Here is a 23,524-nt window from a genome sequence, read left to right as displayed (position 1 = left end):
TTAGCGAAATGTATAACAATAAAACAGCACTCGGATGGATTAATGCTAAAGCTGGTTGAAAAATAGCCGATAATGGTTAGGTAGAGTTATCATTTTGAGAGGCAGTTATGGAAATCCACACTCAGGGGACAGAGGTGTCGCGCGTCGCCCGCGATACATCTGATTCGACAGAAAATCATGGCAAAAACGTGTCTGAAGTTGCGACTAATAAGTCAGAAGAACAGAGTAAATCTATATCTGAAGTAACGAGCAATAACTCGGCATATGCGGCCAGTAAGCAGTTGATGAACATGGCGATCATTTCGGCGCAGCAGGAGGTTAATCTGAGGTCCAGTGATGAGCCCATGATATTACTGTACCGAGCGGCGATAGAAGCGATAAATGAAGAGCTAGCGCCTACCATGGGGCCTAATGCCACACAGAGAATTTATGATAGTGGTGTCGATACCTCGCCTGAAGCCACGGCAGAAAGAATTGTGAGTTTTGCGACTCAGTTCTTTAGTATCCATCAGGGGCAGAATTCTAATATGGACTTTGATGAACAGCTTGATTCTTTTATGGAGATTATTGGCGGTGCAATAGATCAAGGGTTTGGTGAGGCTAGAGAGATCTTAGATGGGCTTCAGGTGCTTGAAGGTGATATTGCCGAAGGCGTAGACAAGACCTATTCATTAGTTCAAGAAGGTCTTCAGGAATTCAGAGACAGCTTTTACCAGACTGATGATGAAACTGAAGAGGCTTAATCAATGAATTTAGGCTCGAAGGATTTAGCTGTTGATTAGGCCGATCGAGATATTATCTTTAATTCATTAGATAAGCGTTAAGCTTTATGCTAAAGATCAAATAGTTGAATTTTTAGCTGGAGCTATGCATGTGGATCGAAGGTGAAGTCGTAGGGCGTGTGGATTGGAATGATAAACTGTTTTCTTTGCAGATAAGAGCCGATATTCAGCCTTTTATCGCTGGTCAATTTATCAAACTTAGTCAGGTTATAAACGATAAACGTGTGGCTAGGGCCTACTCAATTGTTAATGCGCCAGGTGGCGACCTCATAGAGGTATTGGCAGTGTCAGTCGAAGAGGGGCAACTCTCTCCTAATCTGCAACAACTCAAGGTGGGTGATAAGCTCGATGTTTCTCCTAAAGCCTCAGGTTTTATGACCTTGGAGGAGATCCCCGAGACCTCTTTCTCTGGTAAACAGCTGTGGTTATTAGCCACAGGAACGGCTGTGGGTCCCTTTATTTCTATGTTGGAAACCGATGAACCTTGGTGCAGGTTTGAAACTGTGGTCTTGGTCTATGGGGTAAGGTTAGCGGAAGATCTGGCTTATAAAGAGCAGCTCTTACAGCTTGAGCGGCGTTATCCTAATCAATTCAAACTCGTCTTTTCTGTTACAAGGGAAACCTTGCCTGAAGCAATTCAGAGTCGTATTTCCACTGGGATTCAATCGGGAGAGATACAGAAGTTAGCCGGAGTCGAGATCACGCCTCAGAATTCACAAGTGATGCTTTGCGGTAATCCGGATATGATATCAGATACCAATAAAATCTTGCTCGATATGGGCTTGGCAAAGAACCTGAGACGTGCACCGGGTCAGATAACGGTAGAGAAATATTGGTAATGGGCTCGATTATCACCAATCCCATAAATACCTAAGCACAAGAAATGGAAATCAAATGAAACTCTTCTATTCAGATGCTTCACCTTATTCTCGTTGCGTGAGGCTTGTTATTCGACATCTAGGTATCTCTGGGGTTGATGAAATCATGACCAACCCTATGGATAATGGTGAAGACTTACTGGAAATCAATCCTCTGGGAAAGATCCCGTGTCTACAGCTCAATGATGGTGCGCCGCTATTCGATAGTGAGGTGATTTTACGTTATTTAGATAGCGAGTTTGGTGAAGACCAGCTGTTTGGCTTTAGGGGGCATAACTGGATAGCTGAGAGTCATTTTTCCTTGATTAAGGGGTTGATAGACAGTGCCGTTTCATTGAGTCAAGAGCAGATGAGAGAGGAAGAGGGTAAGCGCTCTCCATTTTGGACTGGGCGATTCGAGCAAGCTTTGCTTAGGGGATTACAGCATATTGAGCAGACTGGTTTAGCCGTGAGTCCTGGGCTGACCATTCATCAGATTTGCCTCGGGTGTTTATTAGGGTACATAGATTTTAGACACGGGGAGCTTGAATGGAGAAAGGTGGCACCCGCTTTAGCCGTCTGGTTATCTGACTTTGAGCACCTTCCGGCGATGAAGGCAACTAGACCGAGCTAATGCTATCTGGCTCCTATTACCCACTTTTTCACTAGATTTTAATCTAGAGTTTTTAACATTCTAATGTTCTGCCCTTGTCGTTATTCAGCTTGGTTTAAGTTAATTTTAAGCTGGTGAGCATCAGACATAATAAATTGATAAATATCTCATTTAAGACACATTATCCCTTATATCACTTGCTGAAATCATCAGGATTCATTATCCTCACTGCGATTGATAATAATTATCATTAAACTATTGCGCATCGGCATGTTGCAGAGGGAGATTTTTAGATGAAAATAGCAAGAAGTATGGCCATTTTAGGCCTGGTTTGTTTCGCTTCGGTAGCGAATGCGGCTGAGAAACTGACCGTTTACTCCTATCGTCAGGCATTCCTGGTTGAGCCTATCTTAGCTAATTTCACTAAAGAAACGGGTATTGACGTCGATGTGGTTTTCTCCAAGAAAGGGATAGCTGAGCGTATGATGCGTGAAGGTCGCTTATCGCCAGCCGATATCGTACTGACCTCTGATTTCTCCCGTTTGATGGAACTTGTGGACAAAGATCTGGTTATCCCTGTGGATAGTGAAGCGTTAAAAACCAATATTCCAGCTAAGTACCGCTCGCCACAAGACAATTGGTACGCCTTGACCATGAGAGTCCGTAATATTTACTCATCGAAAGATAGATTGGGTAAATTGGATATCAATTATGAAGATCTTGCGGATCCTAAGTACAAAGGCAAAATTTGTACTCGCAGTGGTAAACATCCTTACAATATCTCGCTTGTAGCCTCTATGATTGCTCACCATGGTGAAGCAGAAGCTAAGACTTGGCTCGAGGGATGGAAAGCAAACTTAGCGCGTAAGCCTCAAGGCAATGACCGCGCTCAAGTTAAAGCGGTAAAAGAGGGATTATGTGATATCGCCATAGGCAATAGCTATTACTTAGGTAAGATGCTGCAAGATCCTAAACAAGTGCCTTGGGCCGAAGCAGTAGAGATAAACTTCCCGAATCAAGATAATCGAGGTTCACATATCAATGTGTCCGGCATGGCTCTGGCTAAGCATTCTAAGCATCAAGATAATGCGATTAAATTGATGGAGTACCTTTCGAGTACAGCCGCTCAGAAGGATTATGCCGAGATTAATATGGAGTACCCGGTGAAAGCCGACGTTAAACCGTCTGACTTAGTGGCTTCATGGGGCGAGTTTAAGGCCGATGAGCTGCCAATATTTAAGCTTGCTGAGTATCATAATGCGGCAGTTAAATTATTGGACGAAGTTAAGTTCGATCTATAAAAAAGTAAGCCAATATGAAATAGCCTTCAATTGAAGGCTATTTTTGTTTTTGAGCCATGCTTAATATTTTTGTAAGTTATAATCTTTCTCATTTAAGCTTAGATTTAGGTTTGTCGGGGATAATATCTCGTCAATCAAAGTGGACCCATCAATGATTTTAGGTTTATCCAGAACTTGGTCTCTTGTCGGCTATCTCATCGCGGCAATAATCATACTGCCACTGCTGGCTATCATAGCTCAGGCCTTCGTTCCAGATGAAGATGTGTTTGGTCATCTTTTTAATACCGTTCTGCCCACTTATATCAGCAATACTATTTTACTTATGCTCGGTGTCTGTATCTGTGCCTTGCTGATAGCGACACCTGCCGCCTGGCTGGTGGCTAAATGTCATTTTCCTGGTCGGAAAGCCTTTCAGTGGGCATTGCTTCTCCCCTTAGCTATGCCTGCTTATGTAGTGGCATATGTTTATACGGATTTATTGGACTATGCGGGACCGGTGCAAAAAACGCTGCGTTTCTGGTTTGACTGGCAAGCTCCGGGTGATTATTACTTTCCTGAGATCAGAAGCTTAGCAGGGGCCTCAGTGGTGCTTGCGCTGGTATTATTTCCTTATATTTATCTTCTTGCCAGAACGGCATTTATGGAGCAATCATCTAGTCTGCAACATGCTTCAAGAGTCATGGGCTGTGGTCCATGGCAGAGCTTTTGGCGTCTGAGTTTGCCTATGGCCAGACCGGCATTGGCTGTCGGGGCGTCATTGGTGGCGATGGAAACGGCGGCGGACTTCGCGACAGTAAGCTATTTTGCAGTGCCAACACTAACGACAGCGGTTTACGATACTTGGCTTGGTTATGGTAGTTTATCGGCTGCGGCCAAACTGTCGGCTATCATGTTATTGGTGATATTTTCAATGATAGGCTTCGAGCGCTTTGCCCGAAGAAAGCAGCAATTGTTTCAGAAGCAATCGGGCCCAAATGAAACCTCTGTTTCTAAGCTTACGGGCTTAAATGCGGTACTCGCTACGGCTTATTGTAGCCTCTTGCTATTGTTTTCATTCCTGCTGCCATTCGTTATCTTATTGCAATATGCCTGGGATTATTTCGATGAAAGCTGGAATGCGGCTTTTTGGGAATACAGCTTCAACAGTCTATATATCGCCGCGATTGTCAGTGTTATTGCTGTTTGTATTGGCGTGCTCCTGATCTTTATTCAGAGAATTAGTCCTAGAGTGTCAGATATCTTACCTTCTCGGCTCGCATCGACAGGTTACGCACTCCCCGGGACGGTTTTAGCTATCGGTATCTTGGTTCCCTTCACCATGTTGGATTTTGCCGTCAATGATCTCTATGAATATTTCGGACAGGCTGGACCGGGTCTAGTCTTTACCGGTAGCGTATTTATCATTATTTTTGCTTTCTGTATTCGATTTTCTGCCATCGCTATCGGCAGTGTTGAGAATAGTTACAAACGAATCTCTCCTTCACTGGATATGGCTGCGATCACCATGGGACTTAAGCCTAAGGCCTTGCTGTGGCGAGTGCATATGCCGCTACTGAGGAAGGGCATATTTGCGGGATTATTACTGGTATTTATCGAGTGTATGAAGGAGCTGCCCGCAGCCTTGTTATTACGTCCGGTGGGTTTCGAAAACTTAGCGACCTATGTATTTCAATTTGTCTCCGATGAGCAACTCGAACATGGTGCACTGGCTGCGATTGTGATTGTGCTGGTTGGCCTGGTGCCGCTTATCTATTTAAATCGCTCTTTAGAGCAAGAAAACTAACGATTAATCCAAAAGTTATTCTTTTTGGGTGCTGGAGCAAAAAAATATGTCCACATTAAGTATTCGAGGCGTGCACAGTGACTATCAAGGTCAGCAGGTATTGAAGGGGTTAGATCTAACGCTCGAAAAAGGGGAGATAGCTGCGCTTTTGGGCCCCAGTGGTTGTGGTAAGACGACCTTACTTAGGGCCATCGCCGGGTTACAAGGCGTGAGCCAAGGTGAAATTAGCATTAATGGCGAATTTTTGACCGGGCCTCATGTATTTATCCCTAGTGAACAAAGAGGTGTCGGGATGATCTTCCAAGATTATGCATTGTTTCCACACCTTAACGTTGCCGAAAATATTCTATTCGGGGTTAAAGGCTTAGATAAGGCTGAAAGGTTAGCCAGGCTGGATGAGATGCTGGAACTTGTTAAACTCGAAGGGCTCGCTCAGCGTTATCCCCATGAGCTATCGGGTGGCCAGCAACAGAGAGTCTCAATAGCCAGAGCCTTAGCTTATGAGCCAGAGCTATTGTTGCTAGATGAGCCTTTCTCTAATATCGATGCCAAAGTCCGGGGCGAGATGATGTTAGAGATCCGCAATATCCTGAAGCAAAGAAATGTCAGTGCGGTGTTTGTGACACACAGTAAAGATGAAGCCTTTGTTTTCGCTGATAAATTAGCTCTGTTTAAGGAGGGGTATATCGTTCAGTATGGCACCGCAGAAGAGCTATATACCTCACCTCGTGAGCGGTATGTGGCGGACTTTTTAGGCCGTGGCAATTACATTCCTGCATCAGTGAAAGACAATTTTGTGGTCGATACACCAATCGGTTTGCTCACCAGTACCACGGAGTTATCACATCCGGTTAGCTATCAAGGCGAGATTCTTATCAGGCCCCAGCAGCTGGAAATCACCGCCGATGAGCAAGGGCATGGAGTGATCATTGAGCGTCGTTTCCTAGGTAATATTTGCCATTATCAGGTTCAGGTGGCGCAGCATTTCTATGAGGTAAAGAGTCAACTCAATCAGCTTATGCCTGGTCAAAAGGTACATCTTCAAGCACAGGCTCACTCTTTAGTCGTATTCTGAAGATCCCATCTGTCTACTGTGTTAACTTGATTGTTTACGTCAAAGTGCTTAAATGTGCGTTAGTTAATGTCATTATTCCCTAAAGTTATGGATAATAATGCCGAAATTGAATTAGTGCAGAAGGTAATTAGAGAGATGGATAATCAGGTTATGCCTCGTGAACAGTTAGGTGTGTGTGCGGAAGGAAATTTGCACAGTATTTATTTGATGTTTAATGCCAATGAGAGTGTAGAGACAGATCTGCGTCCTTGTATCGCTAACGTGGCTCAATATATTTATGAATTGACCGATCAATATGCCGATAGTGCATTCAACGGCTTTCTGGCTGTGGGAGCTAACTATTGGGATAGTCTGTATCCTTCTGCTCGCCCGGCTCAGCTCAAGCCGTTTCCAGCCATGAATGCCGGTAATCGAGATGCACCGGCTCTCGAGTACGATCTGTTTGTTCATATCCGCTGTGATCGTTTCGATATCTTGCATCTTGTGGCTAATGAAATCTGTCAGATGTTCGAGGGGTTAGTCGAGTTGGTCGATGAGGAACGAGGATTTCGTTTCATGGACAATCGGGATCTCACTGGCTTCGTCGATGGAACTGAAAACCCTAAGGGGCGTAGCCGTCAGGAAGTAGCCTTAATCGGTGATGAAGATGCAGCTTTTAAATCGGGCAGTTATATTCATGTTCAGAAGTTTGCCCATAACCTGAGTAAGTGGAATCGCCTGCCCCAGAAAAAGCAGGAAGATATTATGGGCAGAACCAAGCAAGATAATATCGAATACGAATCTGCCGATAAGCCGCTTACCAGCCATATCAAGCGCGTTAATCTTAAAGACAGTGATGGTAAGTCAATGGAGATCCTCAGGCAAAGCATGCCTTATGGCTCGGTTAAAGAGCAAGGTTTGATGTTTATCTCAAACTGTCGTAACTCGGATAACTTTGAGAAGATGCTTGAGAGTATGGTTCACGGTGATGGCAATGGAAATCATGATCATCTGCTGCACTTCACTCAGGCGCTGACAGGCTCTTCATTCTTCGCTCCATCATTGGACTTTATGGAAAGTAAGGCAGGGGTTTAACTGTCACCAGTTCAACAGAATTGAAAGAGTTTTACTAGAAAGTACTCTTATCGAAAGCGCTTTAATCGAAAAGTGCATTTCCAGCCTAAATGCCGCTAAGTTAAACTTAGCGGCATTTTTTATCCTTATATAAAGCTGCCAAGAAAACATTAAATTATTTCCATCCTTTTCGAATTAATCTCGTCTTATTAAATGTAGATACAAAACCCATTTGAAATTAATAGGCGAGAGACAAGAATATGATCAAACTAATTAGCTTTAAAATTTGTCCTTTTGTTCAGCGAGTCACAGCTGCATTAGAAGTTAAGAAAATCCCTTTCGAGGTTGAATACATTAATCTCAAAGACAAACCACAGTGGTTTTTAGACTTAGCACCGAACGGTCAGGTGCCTGTGATGGTTACCGAAGCTGGGACGGCACTGTTTGAGTCTGATGCCATTATTGAGTATATCCGAGATGAATACGGTCCATTGGAGGACAAGGTGAGCAATGAACAGCGTGCTCAGGATAGAGCCTGGAGCTACTTAGGCTCTAAACACTACCTGGTTCAATGTGGCACCATGAGCAGCAAAGACAGAGAGACCTTTATCAAGCGCTCAGAAAAATTGGTTGCGGCCTTTGCTAAGGTTGAAGCCCAGCTGTCCGGCAAGACGCAATTCTTTAAGTCTGATGAGCTAAGTAATGTCGATATTGCCTGGGTGCCATTGTTGCATCGTGCTGCGATAGTTAAAAAATATACTGATTATGATTTTCTCTGTGGTTTACCCAAGGCTCAGGCTTGGCAAAAGAATGTGTTAGGGAGCTTAGCAATAGAAAATACGGTTTCGGAAGATTTCGAGCCGCTCTTTAAGAACTTTTATCTTACTAATACTTACTTAGGTGATGGGCAGGATGTACCGCTGGGGGACACTTGTGGCTCAAGTGCTTGCTGCGGTTAGCGAGGGTCAGCTGAGATTTATATGTACCTGCTGCATTGATAAATGTTAGCCAGTAAGCACTGCACTATTCATCTCTATTCTATTCTTATCGATTCGATATTTTTTGTGCTTTGGGCGGAATTAGGCCCCTAGGATTTGATTATGATTAACATCATTAGTTTTAAGGTTTGCCCATTTTTTCAGTATGTAACTTCCATGCTTGAGGCAATTAAGCTGCCTTATGAAGTCGAATATGCCGACTTTGACAATTGTTTGTTCGATATATCTCCAAATGGCAAAGCGCCTGTGTTAATCACCGAGTCTGGAGAGGCCTTGTTTGATGCTGATGCAATAGTGAGTTATCTGGAGTCCCTACATGGAAGACTATATCAGGCGAAGACGAATGAGGAAGCGGCCTTAATAGAAGCGTGGGCAAATTATGGGTCTAAAAATTATGTGCCACAGTGCAGCACCATGAGGAGTGAAACTCAACCTGAGTTCGAGGCTTATCTTGACGTGTTTGAAAAGGCCATTGCTAATATGGAGCGGCAACTAGGCAAGCACAGCTATTTTATGGGCGAAGAGATAAGCCGTGTCGATATTGCCTGGTTACCTATTTTGTATCGTGCCAGATTAGTCGAAGATGGGGTGGGCTTCGATTTCTTTGCTAATTACCCATCAGTTAAGCAATGGCAAAAGACCCTGTTATCTCTGGATATCGCAAAGCAATCAGTCTCAGGTGATTTTGAGCAAGTGTTTAATGATTTCTATCTGTCGACACGCTTTCAGGCAAGGCGCAATAAAGCGAGTATTGCTAGCTAATAGGGGGCTAAGTTAGATACAAAAAAGGTGCGAGCCATTAACCATGGAACGCACCTTTGAATTTTTATTGAGTTTCTGTTGAGCTAAAGGCTTTGGGCCTTACAGGCGATCGGCTATGGCTTTTGCCATGGCCGCATCGGCAATTTCTTCCAGCTTGGCAAGGTCTATGTCCTTGTGAGATTCACAGATAAACCAAGGCTCGCGGGAATCAGGCTCAAGCATGATGCCGCTATTAATCAAGTTATGGGCAAACTCGGTATACAGCGCGCTGTCGGTTTTCTTCCAATCACGATAATTATGAGGCACCTGGTTGCCAAAGTGAATGCCGAACATAGCATCCGGGCCGGCAAACTTATGTTCGATACCATGTTTGGTAAATACTCGTGACAACACCTGTTGGATATCGGCGCCAGCTTTATTGATGGAGTCGTAGGCATTGGTTTCATTCAAGATCGTCAAGGTCGCCTTAGCGGCACTTAAGGCGATCATGTTGGCGGTATAAGTGCCACCATGAGTTACGCCATTTTTTCCAAAGCTGATCACGTCCATGACTTCCTTGCGACCACCGAAGGCGGCTACCGGATAGCCATTGCCCATGGCTTTGGCATAGGTGGTGAGATCAGCATGAATACCATAAAGCTCCTGTGCGCCACCTTTAGCTACGCGGAAACCCGTTTTAACTTCATCCATGATAAGCAATGTGCCATTAGCATCACAGATATCACGTAATTTCTGCATGTATTCTTGGGTCGATGCGATGCTGCCACAATTGCCTAAAATCGGCTCTATTACTATGGCCGCGATATCATCGCCGACACGAGCAAATACGTCATCAATGGCTGTAAAGTCATTGAGCGGCACCGTTTCCAGGTGCTCACGACTCGCTTCTGGAATGCCGCCACCAAAAGCGGCAATCTTAGGCGCCGCTTCAGTTTCGCTGTCCCAATTGTCTACATCAGATTTCCACATCATCTCGTCGTACAGACCATGAAAACCGCCTTCGACTACAACAATCTTATTGCGACCAGTAAAACCACGGGCAGTACGAACTGCACCAATCACGGCTTCTGTACCTGAGTTGGCAAAGCGCATCTTTTGAATGTTGGGACACATCTGCTTAATCAGTTCGATCACTTCAGAATCTAACTCGGTGGAGAAACCTGAAATGGTGCCGCGCTCTGTGATGGCTGCAACGACTTCTTGGTCGACTCTGCTATCGCGATAGCCCAAGATAATAGGTCCATAAGCGAGACGGAAATCGATAAACTGCTGATCGTCTGCATCGGTAATGGTACAGCCCAAACTGCTTTTAACGAATACTGTGTTTTCTTCACCCCAGTAACGGTAACTATCGGCCACACCCATAGGCATGTTGTTGTGGGCCTGTTTTAGCAGCGCATTGGTGGCTGGCTTGTTGGCATTGCTCATCTTGTCGGTCTTAATCATAAAAAGTCTGCCGCGTATGATACAGGGCAAGATAGAGCTTTGCTATATCGATAAAGAGATCGGATTTAATTTAGCCAATAAAGGCGGCTGGTAAAGGGTTTTAGCTTAATCTGTTTAGACCAAGGATACTTAAACTGAGGTATAACAAGTTCGCGATACTAAACCTGTACTGATTGAAGCAAGACACTTGAGAATATCTTGTTGATCTAGATGGTGTTAGGTTAAGGTTTTTACTGCTTTGTTGGAATACATAACAACTTGATTTACTATGCACACTATAGCGGTAGCGTATTTTTTATCTTTTAATGCCTTATTTCTAGGATGAATTAAGGCGCTTTATCCCCTTTGCCGATGGGGCTGCACAAAATTAAGTGCAGTCATCAACAATGATATGGAATTTATTTTGGTACGTTTAAATTACAAGTCTTTAGGTATAGCATCTCTATTACTGAGCAGCATTAGTCAGGTTCAAGCCTCACCAATGAGTGACTGTATTGCTAAACAAGTGGAAATTGGTACCGATGAAATGACGCTCGGTGAGATTAGGGGAATTTGTGAGGCACAGGCATCTATAGCCCACGATGACACTATTACTTTATTTGGTAAAGAAACTAAAGCTGGTGTACTCACGAAGCGAATTATTCAAGAAAGACAAAGTGAACAGTCAGAGTTTGTGCTTACGCCCCATAGAATGAATTATATTTTACCGATTTATTCTACTAATGAAATTAATCCCAATGCGTATAGCAGTGATCAACCTTTTGAGGATGGTCTGAAGAATGTTGAGGCTAAATTTCAATTGAGTCTTAAATTCCCTTTAACTTACAACTCATTATTTGTTGAAGGAGATAGGATTTATGGTGCATTTACTATTGAGGCTTGGTGGCAGGTGTATGCCGACGATATTTCTAGTCCATTTAGAGAAACTAATTACAATCCTGAGCTGTTCTATGTGATGCCGTTAGATTGGCATCCTTATGAGAGTAATACAGGCTTCATGTTTGGTATAGAGCACCAATCGAATGGCCGCTCAGTGCCACTTTCACGTTCATGGAATCGGATTTTCGCTGAATTAATTTTTGAGAAAGAGGATTGGGTCTGGTACATCAGACCTTGGTATCGCTTGCCTGAGGATGCTAAAACTGACCCGTTAGAATCCGGTGGAGATGATAACCCTGATATTGCTGATTACATGGGGCATGCCGAATATGGCATGGGTTACGATTTCGGCGATTATGAGTTGAGTGTGAAATTACGCCAAAATTTTTCAACCAGTAATGGTGCGGTGCAAGTTAACCTCACAACCCCGTTGTATGGCAAGTTAAAAGGCTATGTGACCTTCTTTAACGGCTATGGCGATAGCCTGATTGATTATAATCACAGTCAAACTCGTGTTGGTTTAGGTATCGCGCTTAATAATATGTTTTAAGTTGCGCAGAGCTATTCCTAAAAGTGCGAGTTTCAATTTTTTACTATCGTCTGTAAAGTACGTCACAAATTAACACTTAGATTGTGTTGTTAGCAGTCACATAAAGAATTGAGAGTATGAACAGATGAATAACGAACTTGATATCATCGATAACTTAGCAGAACTAGAACGCTTTTTATTGTCGGTAGAAAATGGTGGTCTGGGGCTGGAAGGTGTTGCGGGTGTCGGTATGGCAACCAATAATACCGATGGTCGCCACTTCGTTGCCGTATTCGATGACAATAACAAATTGCTTCATGCACGTTGGATCGCTCAGGAAATCTTCGACACCGGAAAAGATATGGTTCGTAACGGGGTAAAAGCCAAGCATTAATCTTTGCTTTTACCCGTAGTATCCGACGCCAACAGCTAGTTTTTAAGGCCGTTTCTTTAGTACTGCATCTATGTCTGATGCGCTATGACGCTCGGGCAACTGCTCCCACTCTTCGCCCCAAGTTCGGTTGACGATTTTTCCGCGTTGTACAGCGCTGCGTTCGTCAATCTGTTTTGCCCAGCGTTGCAGGTGAGTATAGCTCGCCACATCAAGAAACTCGGCGGCATTATAGGTTTTGCCCAGTACTAAATTACCGTACCAAGGCCAAATCGCCATATCCGCAATACTGTAGGTGTCACCGCCGATAAACTCATTGTTTGCTAGCTGCTTATCGAGAACATCGAGTTGGCGTTTGGTTTCCATGGTAAAGCGGTTGATGGGATATTCGATTTTTTCTGGTGCGTAAGCATAAAAATGGCCAAAACCACCACCAAGATAAGGCGCTGAGCCCTGTAGCCAGAAAAGCCAATTCATCACCTCGGTGCGCTCAGCGATATTCTTTGGTAGAAAATAACCAAACTTTTCGGCAAGGTACAACAAAATATTGCCAGATTCAAACACTCTAATTGAGTCTGATGTCGAGTTATCTGTGAGTGCAGGGATCTTAGAGTTGGGATTGATATCGACAAAGCCTGAGGAGAACTGTTCGCCTTCACCAATATTTATCAGATAAGCATCGTACTCGGCTTCTGTTACCCCCTTAGCGAGTAACTCTTCAAGCATTATTGTGACTTTTTGGCCATTGGGTGTTGCCAATGAATGCAGCTGTATTGGCTGCTTACCGACAGGCAGTACTTGCTGATGTCTGGCGCCTGAATCGGGGCGATTGATGCTGGCCCATTCGCCGCCATTTTCATTATCCATGACCCAAACTTTCGCTGGTGTATATTCGTTAGTCATACAGTTTCCTATCTGTTAGTAGGTATTATACCAATTCCATTAAATTTATGAGCAATTCAGAGCTTTCTCAGGCTTTAAATTCAAGGCGCATTGTTGAAGAAATGGTTAATCCCTTTTAAGGTAATGCAACGCAGAAGTGGAAGTCCTGAGAAGCTTACGTAGTGCGGGTTTAAAAACACTTTATGCTGCGTAAGTGGCTCTGGATATAGAATAACTATTAGCTTCAATCCCCTTACTTGCTTACAGCGTTTTTAACTCCCGCTGAATGACCAATTACTTAATGGAACTGGTATTAATATAGATATCGGGGCTACTTTACTATTTAAAACCTCAAATCCATTATTTCGATATAACACTTTGTTGTTAGGTTGTCTTTTAAGGAATAATGCAGTAACTAACTGGACAGATGCATCAGACTTTGCGTCTTGGTCATCGATGGCAAGATCCCTGGAACGTTATTTTATTTGCTTACTTACATGTATGTAAGTAAGCTGTGAGCATGAAACAAACAATATTAAATAAAGCCGAGCAGCAGTTGATGCTGGGGGGCTATGACAAGCTTAACTTCGCCACGATCGCTAATGATCTGAATACAACTCGTGCGAATATCCATTATCACTTTAAGAATAAAGAGTCCTTAGCGGTTGAAGTGACTCGCCAATACGCAGAGCGACACAGTGAAGAGTTTAAGGCGCTGTGTTTGTCTTTTAATGGAGATTTTATCGGTCTGTTTACCGCTATAGACGATGCTTTTTGGTTTGATGATAATTTATCGGTTATGTGCAATATACTTGCGGCTGATCCTGAGATCCCAAAGATGATTCTGACCCTGACTCAAAAGCTGTATCAGGATATAGAGTGTCTGATTATTGATGCGATTCAACACGGGGTGGATAGCAAGCAGATACGGGATGATGTTGATGTGGTTAGAGAGGCGGCGAGGGTACATGTGCTAATGATGGGGATCATTTCTGCAGCTCAACACTCTCCCGATTTAGGGCAAGCCAAGCAGCAACTTAGCGGTCTACTTGTGGATTGGGCAAACAGTCTTAGCTAGGCTGTTTTTTTACCTCAAGTACTTACCTACATGCAAGTAAGTTTTGGCGATGCGATTTAATAGTAATCGGTTTAGCCCTATTCAATGTTAACTATTAACTCTTCAATGGAGTGTTTATGAAATACAAAAATCTATTAATCTTAGGGGCATCTGGTGCTATCGGACTCTGGCTGGTAAAAATGGCGCTAACGCGTGGATATACCCTGACTGTGGTGGTTCGCTCTAAAGTAAGGTTCATTCAATCCTTGCATGACTTTATTGCTTTAAAATCTGAAGCGGTGGCAGCTATTAACATAATCGAAGGTGATGTGATGAATGCTCAAGTGATTGCACAGGCCGTTGAAGGGCAAGATGCTGTGCTTTCCAGTTTAGGGCTTAGGCGTAAGAATCAAGCAAATCCTTGGTCTGCAGTGGTCTCACCAAAAGATTTAACTGAACGTGTCGCCAAGTTACTGGTGCCGACCATGGAGCAAGCTAAGGTGACACGCTTGATTGTGGTGAGCTCGGCGGGAGTCGGTGATAGCTGGAAAGATATCAGCGGTTTTATGAAGTTTATGGTTGGGTCGAGCAAGATTAAAGTGACCTATGATGATCTGGATAAGATGGAATCTCTATTAGCGCGTAGTGATATAGATAGTTTGTCACTGCGCCCAGTTGGTTTAGTCGAAGCCGAGCCAAGTCAAGATGCGCAAATTGTCGAACGCTTTACCGCTTCTTCTCAAATTTCAAAAAGTGATGTGGCTCAATGGATGCTCGATGCCTTAAAGAGAGAAGAGAGGTTTACGTCTCCTACTGAGATGATTGGCTGGGCTAAATGAGCTGAAATTTGAGTAGAAGAGAAAAATCACTTAGATGCTTGTATCAGAGCACTGGGGGATAAGGGTTATTGGTTCTGAAAGGGATTATATACTTTAAATTATTAACAAAAAAAAATTGGTAATGATTCAATGATTGCCTGGTTTATCTTTTGGTAAGGTGAGTTTATTATTCCTCTCAACAGGTTAAACTTAAACTTAAACTCGAGGAAAGCACATGGCTCAGCTCACCATCCTGGCTAACATTATTGCCAAAGCAGATAAAGTTGAACTCGTGAAAGCTGAATTACTGAAGCTAATTGATATAACGCGTTTAGAGGAGGGTTGTATCGATTATGTCCTTCATCAAGATAACGAGAATCCAGCGCATTTTACCTTTTATGAAAATTGGGCCTCACGAGAGCTATGGCAAGTACACATGGGTAACCAACATTTAGCTGATTATATTGCGGCAACTGAAGCTTGTGTCGATAAGTTTACTCTTAACGAAATGACAAAAATCGCTTAAGGGTAACAACCAGTTTATAGAGACTAAATTAACTTGGGGTAGCTTATAAAAGCTGCTCCAAAGAATGTAGAGACAATTATGACTAATCCAATTATTACTGATTTAGAAAACCGTTACACAGCGAAAAGGTATGACTCTACTAAACGGGTCTCACCAGCTGATTTAGATGTGATATACGAAGCAATGCGTTTATCGGCATCTTCAATCAATTCACAGCCTTGGAAGTTTATCGTGATTGAGAGCGATGAAGCTAAGCAGCGTATGCACGATACTTTTGCCAACAAGTTTCAATTTAATCAGCCACACGTAAAGTCTGCATCACATATTATCTTGTTTGCTCATAATCCACGTTATACCCGTGCAGATTACGCTAAGGTTGTCGACAAAGGCATTGTGGATGGTCGCACTAAAGCTGAGGAAAGAGAGCAAGCCTTTGGCGGTTTTGCATTTGCTGAGCTAAATACCGATGAAAATGGAATTACTGACTCCTGGACTAAATCGCAAACCTATTTGGCCTTGGGGAACACCCTGCATACCTTAGCGCGTCTAGGGATTGACTCGACAACGATGGAAGGTATAGACAGTGAGTTAATTGGTGAAATATTTAGCGATGAGCTTGATGGCTACGTGAGTGAAGTGGCGCTGGCTATCGGCTATCATCACTCTGAAGAGGACTATAACGCTGCCTTACCTAAGTCTCGCTTGGCCATGGAAGAGGTTATACAGGTTCTCTGATTAAGTTTGCGCAGTAAGTGGGATTTAATGGCTCCTACTTACTTAGCTTCACTCGCTATTTAGGTGGTTTTTAGAGGCTGAAGTATCTATATCGATAATTAGCAATATGACTATCCCATACCTAGTGGCAGGTCGTTTTCATTTCAAAACTTTTCATTTCAAAACTTTTCATTTTAAAATATTGTTTCGATCTTACCTATTAAAAGGATTGATTACGTTTAAGAGAGCTTTTGTTCGAGTTTTTTGTGTCATTCATATCCCAATGTACTCTCAGTGGTAACGGGCTCTTTGGCTTGTAGACCTTCAGTAACAATGCTCCGCGAAAAGGGAGGAACATGGGTGACTAAGTAGCCGATTGAGGTCAATAAGAGTGTGATAAGTACTCTGCGTAATGTAATGTTCATGGGCGTCATTTCATGTCTTGGAATTCGGTATTGTTCAGGAAGACTTTCTTCGCCTTTAATTTTTATTAAAGATATCAGTTTTGAAAGTCAGTGTTTAAAGCCAGCTTGGCTCGCTTATCATTATCTGACATGGCGGAGCAGTAAAAGTTCTCACTTTCTCAAAGCTGGACTTACTTAATTGAAGCAATATCGAAATACAACTGTGACGAGTATATTCCGGGCTGATGGGGGTCGTCGTTGTAATGTGTTACCCCCCAGGTTTTATTGCTTACTCGTGTTTTATTATCTAGGAGTTTTAGGCTGTTTTGGGTAAGCGTATGTAAGGGCTTGGTGGTCAGGGCGACCGCATGAGTGTTTATTTTTTAGTCGAGCTACATAATCCAGCGAGTAAAACTTTCTCTAGATGTTGAGGATTCATTAAGCAGCGCTTTTGTTTACCAACGATGCTGAGTTTGGTCGGTTCTTTTCTAAGCATGTTGAGAGCCATATGCCTCAAGTAAGCTAGATTTTCAGCGCCGTTATTTTTGTATATCTGGCATGTATCTTCGTTCATGTTGACATCCAAGACCCAGTGCATTGACTCGATACCCCAATGTTCACGAGTAGCACTTAAGGCTTGCTCTGCTGATAACTCTTTCGAACTAATATAGTAACGATATTCAAGGCTTATCGCCTTACCTTTAACCGCCCTAAAACTTTCAACCATAACAATGCATTTGAGTGCTTCCCAGCGTGAGAAATCACCTTCGAGTTCAGCCGAATTTAAAACATAGCACGTTCGATTTTCAATACGACCATGGCCTGTTTCTATATTGAAATCATCATTACTTAAGCCTGCTGAACGATGCTGACTAAAAGCTTGATTTACCGCTTTAGCTAAGTGGCCTTGATTGCTTTTTACAGCCAGTAGGTAATCACCACCTTTGTCGATGATCGCTTTAGCAATAGCCGTTTGACAGCCCATAGCATCGATTGTCACTAGCGCTCCGCGTAGATCTAGCATTTTTAAAAGCTCTGGGATTGCCGTAATTTCATTACTTTTTTGGTCTGATTTTAATTGACCAAGTACCAGCTTATTTGCTGAAGCATAAGCACTTATCATATGAATAGTGCTGTTTCGGTCATCACGATTATATGAGCCGCGTAGCGTTTTTCCATCAATCGCAATGACTTCCCCATTAGTTAGCTGGTGAACCGATTGCATCCATGCTAGAAAACACTCGTTAAAACTATCAGGATTAATCACAGAAATTGTTCTAGCAATTGTATCGTCAGTAGGGATCCCGCCTGTAAACATTTTTTGCGTTTTGAACCAATGGTGGTGACCAAGAATGTATTCTCGGATATCGAACCAACCATTCGAACCTGCAATAACAGCGCAAAGAGAACCGAACAATATATCGAACAATGGATAGGTGATTTTTGCACTTTGGCGGTGGTCGTCAATCGCGCCAAAATGCTCTTTGAATGATTCAATATACATAATGAGACTCCTTAAAAAGGAGTATAAGATCACAAGCACTTGATCAGGTCAATATTTTGCTGAAACGGCTCAAATAACGTTCACGATCTGACCCTGGCTTGGTGGTCATCAATGAGCATAATATTCATGCCGCCTTGAGTCTTCAGAAAATAAGGTTATAAAAATTGATCATTTCTATTTGATTATTGTTGTGAATACCAGAATCTTCTTATTTTATCAATAAAAGCTTGTAGGCGTGCTTTTCCGGACATTATAGTACATCCATTATTGAAGTAGGTTCTGGTTTACAGTCATGTATAGCAGGGCTCAGATAAGATTAATACTATCGTTTAAAGGTGTGAATAGATGTCCCTAGAGAGTGCGATTACATTTTTTATCGCTATGTTTATTTTTGGTATTACCCCTGGTCCTGGTGTGTTTGCTATCTTGGCGCGCGCCATGGTACAAGGCCCCAAAAAATGTATATCCCTTGCAGCAGGTATGGTCACCAGCGATCTCATATATCTTATTTTTGCCTGTTTCGGCCTGGCTACCATAGCCGAGAATTGGTCTGAAGTGTTTGTTGTCATTCGTTATCTCGGCGCAGCTTACTTAATCTATTTAGGCTACAAGATGTTTAAAGCCCTGCCACAGGTTGGCGAAGAGGTTAGTAGCCAAGTAAAAGAGTTGAAAAAAAGTCGCCCAATGGCGAGTTTCGCGCAAGGTTTCTTGATTTCAACCTCTAACCCTAAAGTGATTCTGTTCTATATCTCTTTCTTGCCGACGTTCATCGACCTCACGGTATTGAAAACTCAAGACATAGTGCTTGTTTCAGTACTTTCTTGCTCAGCCTTGATAAGTGGCTTGATGCTCATTGCATTTGGTGCGGCTAAATTGGCTAAAACGTTGAAGACACCACTTGCCCATAAGCGGCTCAATCAAGGTGCCGGCAGTATCATGATTGCTGCGGGGTCATATCTGGCTATCAGCAAGTAACCTAACTCCTAGTGCGCTAATGTCCTCAATGCTAATAATGGCAAGAAAGGCACTTAGTTATACGTGTCTGGCTGAGTTTCTTGTTATTATTAGGCTATTGAATGGCTCTAGATATGAATGTTTATCTCTGTGAATGAGATATAGAGTGACTAGTTAGAGCTTAGACACCCAAATTGCGTAAGTTGGATACCCCATGATTGAACAGCAACAGAACAACCCATTACATGGTTTAGGCTTAGAAACTTTGGTCACCGAGTTGGTGGCATTTTACGACTGGAAGATTTTATACGCAGCGCTGCGTTTAGAGTGTTTCAACAGTAACCCGAATATGGCCGCATGCCTTAAGTTCCTTAAAAAAACAGAGTGGGCGCGAGAGCGGGTCGAGAGCTTCTATCTTTATCGCTTCAAACGTATGCCTAAGGGAAGTTCTGTACAATTCGAACTTAAGCCACGGGAGCGTGGTTTTGCCGATGGTATTGTGCCCCGTAAGCCGGAAGAGCTAACTGTCGAGCTTGTTGATGAGATGCGAGCCAAGGCGACAGCCGATTATGAGGCGATGAAGCGTAATGATGGCCAGGGGCGTCCTCGCTACGGTAAGGATAAGCCAAAGGCTCAAGATGGTTATGCGCAAAATAAGCGTACTAACACTAATAGACCAGCACCTTCTCAAGATCCTGCTAACCCTTGGGGTAAGTAATCTAAAGTGACTCGTGCTGATTCACTAGAGTTATCATTTGGGCTAATTGGGTGAGACTGTCAATCTATCTCAATTAGCAGGTTGAACTTGTTCAATCTGAGCCGCTTTAGATTCGAGCGTAACCTCTTCTTGGTTGAGCTTGTGCTCGCCGAAGTACATCATCAAAAAAACCACCAAAAATGTTTCCATTGGCTACTCATAGTCTGCTTTAAAAGAAGTTATCCGCCAGAGATGATAACAAAACTAGTTGAATACCAGCTGAATCGAGCCTCTAGCTTTCAATCTGTGCTTTATTGGTATTAACTTCATTTGTATTGGATAGCTGTGAGTTAATTTTATGCTGATTCCTACATATAACTTCGGGTATTAAGAGTGAACGTGTCGATGAAGGACTTTTTGATACAGCGTGTTAGTCAGGTTGACTGGAGTTATAGCCCGGAGCAATCAGTGTCGATAGTCGGGCTAATTTTTTGGCTTTGGTTAATCTGGCCCAGAGATGAATTCAACGCCCTGATACGCGATAAACAGAAGCAAACGCAGGTATTGATTGCCGCTATTGCGCTAAATAGTTTATGGCTTATCAATGCCAGCCTAGTTCAGGGCATACATGTACATTTTCTTGGGCTTGTGGTGTTGATGCTGATGTACGGCTGGCGCATGGCGACGGTGATCGCGATTTTACCTGTGTTATTTTTTTCTACCTTCATACTTAAGCAGCCGTTTGAGTTTGGCATATATGGCCTGCTGGCTATCGCTTTACCTCTATTCTTATGTTTTTCGGTTTATAGCCAAGTATTTAAATATCTGCCCCATCATTTTCTGGTTTATATCTTCTGCTGTGCATTCATTAACGCCTTCTTGTCGATAGTGTTTCATATCTTATCTTGGTCGACTTGGCTTTGGGTAAGCACTGATTATGATTGGGCCTTTCTAAGCGATAACTACCTATTACTGATCCCCTTGCTTGGTTTCCCGGAAGCGTTACTCAACGGCATGGCCGTTACCTTGCTGGTGGTTTATCGACCCCAATGGCTCTATGACTTCTCCGATAAAACCTATTTTAAAGACTAATGTTCAATGACTGATGCTTACCAGAAGTAGCCGTAGCTAAAGCCAATGGCGTTTAAGCCATCATTGGTATTGGAGAAGTTAGCATTGGAGTAATGGATAAAAGAGAAACCAATTTGGTGATGTTCGAACAAGATAACCCCCAAGCCTAGTTTGTCTTCAAATTGCCAGTTTGAGCCCATGTCTCTGTCTGCATAGATTTGGTCGTTGATGTAAGTGATACCTATGCCTGCCTCTAAGTAAAGAGTGACGAAGTCGAAATAGAGCTGGTATTTGAGTGTAGGAGTGACCGAACCACCGTTTTTATCTGAATAGAGAAAATCTTCCCAGTGGTGATAGGCAAACTCCAAATTAAAGTCGATATTGTGTCTGGTTAATACGTTCTCATCCATCTCAAAATTGTAGACATATGCCAGACGATAAGCAGTTCCTGAGTGCGGTTCTTCCCAGCCATCCCATCTTGGTTTGATTTCCCCTTGAGTAAAAGTAATGCCTGAGTATGGGAAGCAGTTAGATGACAAAAGTACTAAGAGTATAAAAATAATTATCATGGGAAATGTTTTGTTCATAAATCAGTGGCCTATGATGAAATTCTGATTACTTATTTTATTTCTAAGATTGATTCAACTACTGGTTAATATTAATTAAAGTTAGCTCAGATTGGGGGATTTGAAGGGAAGTTGTTTTTAATTTTGCTAATGGGAGCAGTGATTGCTGGTTAATTCTGGCTGTTTAGACCTAAAAAATGAGGCCTGTTTACGGCCCCACTCATGGCTTAGTCTATCTGTTTGCTATGTCGAATACCTATCGGGATAAATCAAAGCTCAACGCCTGCTTCGTCGGCATCGACGATATCGGTTTCTTTTAAGGCGTCGGCCATCCAGCGCTGCATTGTCGGGCACTCAGCGACATGTGCCATATATCGGCGGGAGGCATCAGAGACTATGATGCCGTAGGTGCGAAAACGCATAACCACAGGGGCGAACATCATGTCGGCGATTGACCAATTACCGAACAACCAGCCACCCGTATCGGCAGTATTACATTCCAGCATTTGCTGTGACCAAATAGCATCTATACGTTTAATGTCTTGTTTCGCCGTGTCACTAAGTTGAAGGCAACGTGTGGCTCGAATATTCATTGGCAGCTCATTACGCACAGCGTTAAAGCCCGAATGCATTTCATTGGCTATCGAACGGGCTTTAGCTTTTTGCTTAGGATCACTAGGCCATGCCTCACCCGCTAGGTAAGTATCATTGAGATATTCACAGATGGCTAATGAGTCCCAGACTGTGACATCGCCGTCTACTAAGGTTGGCACCCTTAAGGTTGGTGATATCCCTTTTAATTGTTGATAGAAGCTGGGGGTATCGAGTTTTAACATGACCTCTTCGAAATCTATACCGGATTTAGCAGCCATCAACCAAGCACGTAGTGACCAACTAGAGTAGTTTTTATTGCCGATATAGAGTTGCATGTTATTTCCTTTGGGGATTTTATTTAGGTCTTCATACTATATGAGCTTGTGCTTATCTTGGCTATTCTTATGTTCATTGACTCAAAATTGAACTAAGTAACGTCTTGCAAGTAATTGTTAATTAAGTCTTCTTGAAAGGGATGTGTAAAGCTGGCATTATTCAAAAAAAGGAATTTTTATGTCTGTTAAAATAATAAAATCAGTGTTGGTTTTTAATGAAAATCAAAAAATCGCTCCTAGATTCTTGCTTACCTATGTCTTGATCTGGTTATTCTGGCATAACCAGTTATTCACCACTTTCTTCACTAGCGATGGCGACTTTTTGGCGAGAGCCAATGCGGCGTTAGCTTCTGTTGCTGATAATCAATATATTCTGGTGTTCTTTTTCACTTGCCTCTTCTTCGGAGTGAGGATTGGCTATCATTTTCTGAAGGAAAAAGCCGATGACTTGATGGAAGAGGGGAAATCGACAGAGACAGAGGTCGGTAGTGATCAAGGCATAGCTAAATCTGCAGATATCCAAAGATTGATGACTATGATCAGCGAACTTAAAGTTAAGTTGGCAAACTCTAAAGAGAAAGAAGAGAAGGTGATAAAGGAAAAAAATACCACCATAAGCAAGCTGCTAAGCCTTCAAGCCGAATTAGACGATATGAAAGCGGATAACACATTACTAGAAAAGGCTAATGCAAGGCTAAAGGCGCAATTAGTTGATGCGCGAACTGTGGGAATCAATTCGTTATAACCCGTGCTGAACACCTAATTTCTCTGGGAATGGTGAGAAATTCAATTCTTTGTTTGAGTTTTAATTAAGCCTCTTTCTCTGGTTGATACCAATCGGTATAAGAGGCAAAACTTTCTCTTTTGCTATTCATCTTTTTATTCCTCCCTCCTGATTTTTCCTACTTAACATATTGCCTAACAATAGAGTGC

The 23,524-nt window shown here is 42.8% G+C and carries 24 protein-coding genes; 19 read left to right on the top strand and 5 right to left on the bottom strand.

Features of this window, described 5'->3' with window-relative positions:
• The first annotated feature begins 107 nt into the window (after positions 1-107).
• The 9 genes from sps_RS22520 (at position 108) to sps_RS22480 (ending at position 9,224) form a co-directional block, all read left to right on the top strand.
• Entirely contained in the window at positions 108-743 is a 636-nt protein-coding gene (locus tag sps_RS22520) for a DUF5610 domain-containing protein (RefSeq protein ID WP_077754522.1), read from the top strand.
• 128 nt (positions 744-871) lie between these two features.
• Complete coding sequence (locus tag sps_RS22515; protein WP_077754521.1) at positions 872-1,621, top strand: ferredoxin--NADP reductase; 750 nt, start codon at positions 872-874, stop codon at positions 1,619-1,621.
• 55 nt (positions 1,622-1,676) lie between these two features.
• A complete protein-coding gene (locus sps_RS22510; protein WP_077754520.1) occupies positions 1,677-2,273 on the top strand; it encodes a glutathione S-transferase in 597 nt (198 codons plus the stop codon).
• A 272-nt stretch (positions 2,274-2,545) separates the two neighbouring features.
• Positions 2,546-3,553 (top strand): Fe(3+) ABC transporter substrate-binding protein, encoded by a 1,008-nt coding sequence (locus sps_RS22505; protein ID WP_077754519.1) that lies wholly within the window; start codon positions 2,546-2,548, stop codon positions 3,551-3,553.
• Between the two features lie 151 nt (positions 3,554-3,704).
• Positions 3,705-5,336: an ABC transporter permease gene (locus tag sps_RS22500; RefSeq protein WP_077754518.1), complete on the top strand. Its 1,632-nt coding sequence runs from the start codon at positions 3,705-3,707 to the stop codon at positions 5,334-5,336.
• Positions 5,337-5,382: 46 nt separating this feature from the next.
• Positions 5,383-6,411 carry an ABC transporter ATP-binding protein gene (locus sps_RS22495; RefSeq protein WP_077754517.1) on the top strand — a complete coding sequence of 343 codons (1,029 nt, stop codon included), beginning with the start codon at positions 5,383-5,385 and terminating at the stop codon, positions 6,409-6,411.
• 135 nt (positions 6,412-6,546) lie between these two features.
• A complete protein-coding gene (locus sps_RS22490) occupies positions 6,547-7,485 on the top strand; it encodes a Dyp-type peroxidase (RefSeq protein ID WP_077755824.1) in 939 nt (312 codons plus the stop codon).
• A 239-nt stretch (positions 7,486-7,724) separates the two neighbouring features.
• Positions 7,725-8,423, top strand: coding sequence for a glutathione S-transferase family protein (locus sps_RS22485; RefSeq protein WP_077754516.1), 699 nt, complete (start codon positions 7,725-7,727; stop codon positions 8,421-8,423).
• A 141-nt stretch (positions 8,424-8,564) separates the two neighbouring features.
• Positions 8,565-9,224 (top strand): glutathione S-transferase family protein, encoded by a 660-nt coding sequence (locus sps_RS22480; RefSeq protein WP_077754515.1) that lies wholly within the window; start codon positions 8,565-8,567, stop codon positions 9,222-9,224.
• A 99-nt stretch (positions 9,225-9,323) separates the two neighbouring features.
• Here the strand turns inward: sps_RS22480 and sps_RS22475 are convergent, their stop codons facing one another.
• A complete protein-coding gene (locus sps_RS22475) occupies positions 9,324-10,670 on the bottom strand; it encodes an aspartate aminotransferase family protein (RefSeq protein WP_237157920.1) in 1,347 nt (448 codons plus the stop codon).
• A gap of 391 nt (positions 10,671-11,061) precedes the next feature.
• Here sps_RS22475 and sps_RS22470 point away from each other — a divergent pair, with 391 nt between their 5' ends.
• Entirely contained in the window at positions 11,062-12,099 is a 1,038-nt protein-coding gene (locus sps_RS22470) for a phospholipase A (protein WP_077754514.1), read from the top strand.
• A gap of 124 nt (positions 12,100-12,223) precedes the next feature.
• Positions 12,224-12,472 carry a hypothetical protein gene (locus sps_RS22465; RefSeq protein WP_077754513.1) on the top strand — a complete coding sequence of 83 codons (249 nt, stop codon included), beginning with the start codon at positions 12,224-12,226 and terminating at the stop codon, positions 12,470-12,472.
• A gap of 42 nt (positions 12,473-12,514) precedes the next feature.
• Here the strand turns inward: sps_RS22465 and yghU are convergent, their stop codons facing one another.
• Entirely contained in the window at positions 12,515-13,372 is an 858-nt protein-coding gene (yghU, locus tag sps_RS22460; RefSeq protein ID WP_077754512.1) for a glutathione-dependent disulfide-bond oxidoreductase, read from the bottom strand.
• A gap of 499 nt (positions 13,373-13,871) precedes the next feature.
• On the opposite strand from yghU, the gene sps_RS22455 reads away from it, so the two are divergent.
• The 4 genes from sps_RS22455 (at position 13,872) to sps_RS22440 (ending at position 16,487) form a co-directional block, all read left to right on the top strand.
• Complete coding sequence (locus sps_RS22455; RefSeq protein ID WP_077754511.1) at positions 13,872-14,429, top strand: TetR/AcrR family transcriptional regulator; 558 nt, start codon at positions 13,872-13,874, stop codon at positions 14,427-14,429.
• A gap of 116 nt (positions 14,430-14,545) precedes the next feature.
• Positions 14,546-15,247: an NAD(P)-dependent oxidoreductase gene (locus sps_RS22450; RefSeq protein ID WP_077754510.1), complete on the top strand. Its 702-nt coding sequence runs from the start codon at positions 14,546-14,548 to the stop codon at positions 15,245-15,247.
• Between the two features lie 214 nt (positions 15,248-15,461).
• Positions 15,462-15,752: a putative quinol monooxygenase gene (locus sps_RS22445; protein WP_077754509.1), complete on the top strand. Its 291-nt coding sequence runs from the start codon at positions 15,462-15,464 to the stop codon at positions 15,750-15,752.
• 78 nt (positions 15,753-15,830) lie between these two features.
• Complete coding sequence (locus sps_RS22440) at positions 15,831-16,487, top strand: nitroreductase family protein (protein ID WP_077754508.1); 657 nt, start codon at positions 15,831-15,833, stop codon at positions 16,485-16,487.
• A gap of 759 nt (positions 16,488-17,246) precedes the next feature.
• Here the strand turns inward: sps_RS22440 and sps_RS22435 are convergent.
• Positions 17,247-18,374, bottom strand: a complete 1,128-nt coding sequence (locus sps_RS22435; RefSeq protein WP_077751231.1) for an ISAs1 family transposase — start codon at positions 18,372-18,374, stop codon at positions 17,247-17,249.
• 345 nt (positions 18,375-18,719) lie between these two features.
• On the opposite strand from sps_RS22435, the gene sps_RS22430 reads away from it, so the two are divergent.
• The 3 genes from sps_RS22430 (at position 18,720) to sps_RS22420 (ending at position 21,117) form a co-directional block, all read left to right on the top strand.
• Positions 18,720-19,349 carry a LysE family translocator gene (locus tag sps_RS22430; RefSeq protein WP_077754507.1) on the top strand — a complete coding sequence of 210 codons (630 nt, stop codon included), beginning with the start codon at positions 18,720-18,722 and terminating at the stop codon, positions 19,347-19,349.
• A gap of 193 nt (positions 19,350-19,542) precedes the next feature.
• A complete protein-coding gene (locus sps_RS22425; protein WP_077754506.1) occupies positions 19,543-20,046 on the top strand; it encodes a VF530 family protein in 504 nt (167 codons plus the stop codon).
• 384 nt (positions 20,047-20,430) lie between these two features.
• Complete coding sequence (locus sps_RS22420; protein ID WP_077754505.1) at positions 20,431-21,117, top strand: energy-coupling factor ABC transporter permease; 687 nt, start codon at positions 20,431-20,433, stop codon at positions 21,115-21,117.
• A gap of 17 nt (positions 21,118-21,134) precedes the next feature.
• On the opposite strand, the gene sps_RS22415 is transcribed toward sps_RS22420, so the two are convergent.
• Together sps_RS22415 and sps_RS22410 are read right to left on the bottom strand one after the other, a co-directional pair.
• The gene (locus sps_RS22415) at positions 21,135-21,683 is read right to left on the bottom strand and encodes an acyloxyacyl hydrolase (protein WP_077754504.1); all 549 of its coding nucleotides are present in this window, start codon (positions 21,681-21,683) and stop codon (positions 21,135-21,137) included.
• Between the two features lie 248 nt (positions 21,684-21,931).
• A complete protein-coding gene (locus tag sps_RS22410; RefSeq protein ID WP_077754503.1) occupies positions 21,932-22,591 on the bottom strand; it encodes a glutathione S-transferase family protein in 660 nt (219 codons plus the stop codon).
• Between the two features lie 178 nt (positions 22,592-22,769).
• On the opposite strand from sps_RS22410, the gene sps_RS22405 reads away from it, so the two are divergent.
• Positions 22,770-23,336, top strand: coding sequence for a hypothetical protein (locus sps_RS22405; RefSeq protein WP_077754502.1), 567 nt, complete (start codon positions 22,770-22,772; stop codon positions 23,334-23,336).
• Positions 23,337-23,524 lie beyond the last annotated feature (188 nt).

Source organism: Shewanella psychrophila, from assembly GCF_002005305.1.
GTDB classification, from domain to species: domain Bacteria; phylum Pseudomonadota; class Gammaproteobacteria; order Enterobacterales; family Shewanellaceae; genus Shewanella; species Shewanella psychrophila.
The sequence above is the reverse complement of the archived record's forward strand: the minus strand, read 5'-3'. Positions and strand labels throughout refer to the sequence as shown.

Excerpts from the sequence above, each read along its gene's own strand:
- sps_RS22490 (WP_077755824.1), top strand. The coding sequence starts at position 6,547 with ATGGATAATCAGGTTATGCCTCGTGAACAGTTAGGTGTGTGTGCGGAA.
- sps_RS22495 (WP_077754517.1), top strand. The coding sequence starts at position 5,383 with ATGTCCACATTAAGTATTCGAGGCGTGCACAGTGACTATCAAGGTCAG.
- sps_RS22515 (WP_077754521.1), top strand. The coding sequence starts at position 872 with ATGTGGATCGAAGGTGAAGTCGTAGGGCGTGTGGATTGGAATGATAAA.
- sps_RS22510 (WP_077754520.1), top strand. The coding sequence starts at position 1,677 with ATGAAACTCTTCTATTCAGATGCTTCACCTTATTCTCGTTGCGTGAGG.
- sps_RS22420 (WP_077754505.1), top strand. The coding sequence starts at position 20,431 with ATGAAGGACTTTTTGATACAGCGTGTTAGTCAGGTTGACTGGAGTTAT.
- sps_RS22425 (WP_077754506.1), top strand. The coding sequence starts at position 19,543 with ATGATTGAACAGCAACAGAACAACCCATTACATGGTTTAGGCTTAGAA.
- sps_RS22475 (WP_237157920.1), bottom strand. The coding sequence starts at position 10,670 with ATGATTAAGACCGACAAGATGAGCAATGCCAACAAGCCAGCCACCAAT.
- sps_RS22455 (WP_077754511.1), top strand. The coding sequence starts at position 13,872 with ATGAAACAAACAATATTAAATAAAGCCGAGCAGCAGTTGATGCTGGGG.
- sps_RS22520 (WP_077754522.1), top strand. The coding sequence starts at position 108 with ATGGAAATCCACACTCAGGGGACAGAGGTGTCGCGCGTCGCCCGCGAT.
- sps_RS22415 (WP_077754504.1), bottom strand. The coding sequence starts at position 21,683 with ATGAACAAAACATTTCCCATGATAATTATTTTTATACTCTTAGTACTT.
- sps_RS22440 (WP_077754508.1), top strand. The coding sequence starts at position 15,831 with ATGACTAATCCAATTATTACTGATTTAGAAAACCGTTACACAGCGAAA.
- sps_RS22485 (WP_077754516.1), top strand. The coding sequence starts at position 7,725 with ATGATCAAACTAATTAGCTTTAAAATTTGTCCTTTTGTTCAGCGAGTC.
- sps_RS22410 (WP_077754503.1), bottom strand. The coding sequence starts at position 22,591 with ATGCAACTCTATATCGGCAATAAAAACTACTCTAGTTGGTCACTACGT.
- sps_RS22445 (WP_077754509.1), top strand. The coding sequence starts at position 15,462 with ATGGCTCAGCTCACCATCCTGGCTAACATTATTGCCAAAGCAGATAAA.
- sps_RS22465 (WP_077754513.1), top strand. The coding sequence starts at position 12,224 with ATGAATAACGAACTTGATATCATCGATAACTTAGCAGAACTAGAACGC.
- sps_RS22435 (WP_077751231.1), bottom strand. The coding sequence starts at position 18,374 with ATGTATATTGAATCATTCAAAGAGCATTTTGGCGCGATTGACGACCAC.
- yghU (WP_077754512.1), bottom strand. The coding sequence starts at position 13,372 with ATGACTAACGAATATACACCAGCGAAAGTTTGGGTCATGGATAATGAA.
- sps_RS22430 (WP_077754507.1), top strand. The coding sequence starts at position 18,720 with ATGTCCCTAGAGAGTGCGATTACATTTTTTATCGCTATGTTTATTTTT.
- sps_RS22480 (WP_077754515.1), top strand. The coding sequence starts at position 8,565 with ATGATTAACATCATTAGTTTTAAGGTTTGCCCATTTTTTCAGTATGTA.
- sps_RS22470 (WP_077754514.1), top strand. The coding sequence starts at position 11,062 with ATGGAATTTATTTTGGTACGTTTAAATTACAAGTCTTTAGGTATAGCA.
- sps_RS22405 (WP_077754502.1), top strand. The coding sequence starts at position 22,770 with ATGTCTGTTAAAATAATAAAATCAGTGTTGGTTTTTAATGAAAATCAA.
- sps_RS22505 (WP_077754519.1), top strand. The coding sequence starts at position 2,546 with ATGAAAATAGCAAGAAGTATGGCCATTTTAGGCCTGGTTTGTTTCGCT.
- sps_RS22450 (WP_077754510.1), top strand. The coding sequence starts at position 14,546 with ATGAAATACAAAAATCTATTAATCTTAGGGGCATCTGGTGCTATCGGA.
- sps_RS22500 (WP_077754518.1), top strand. The coding sequence starts at position 3,705 with ATGATTTTAGGTTTATCCAGAACTTGGTCTCTTGTCGGCTATCTCATC.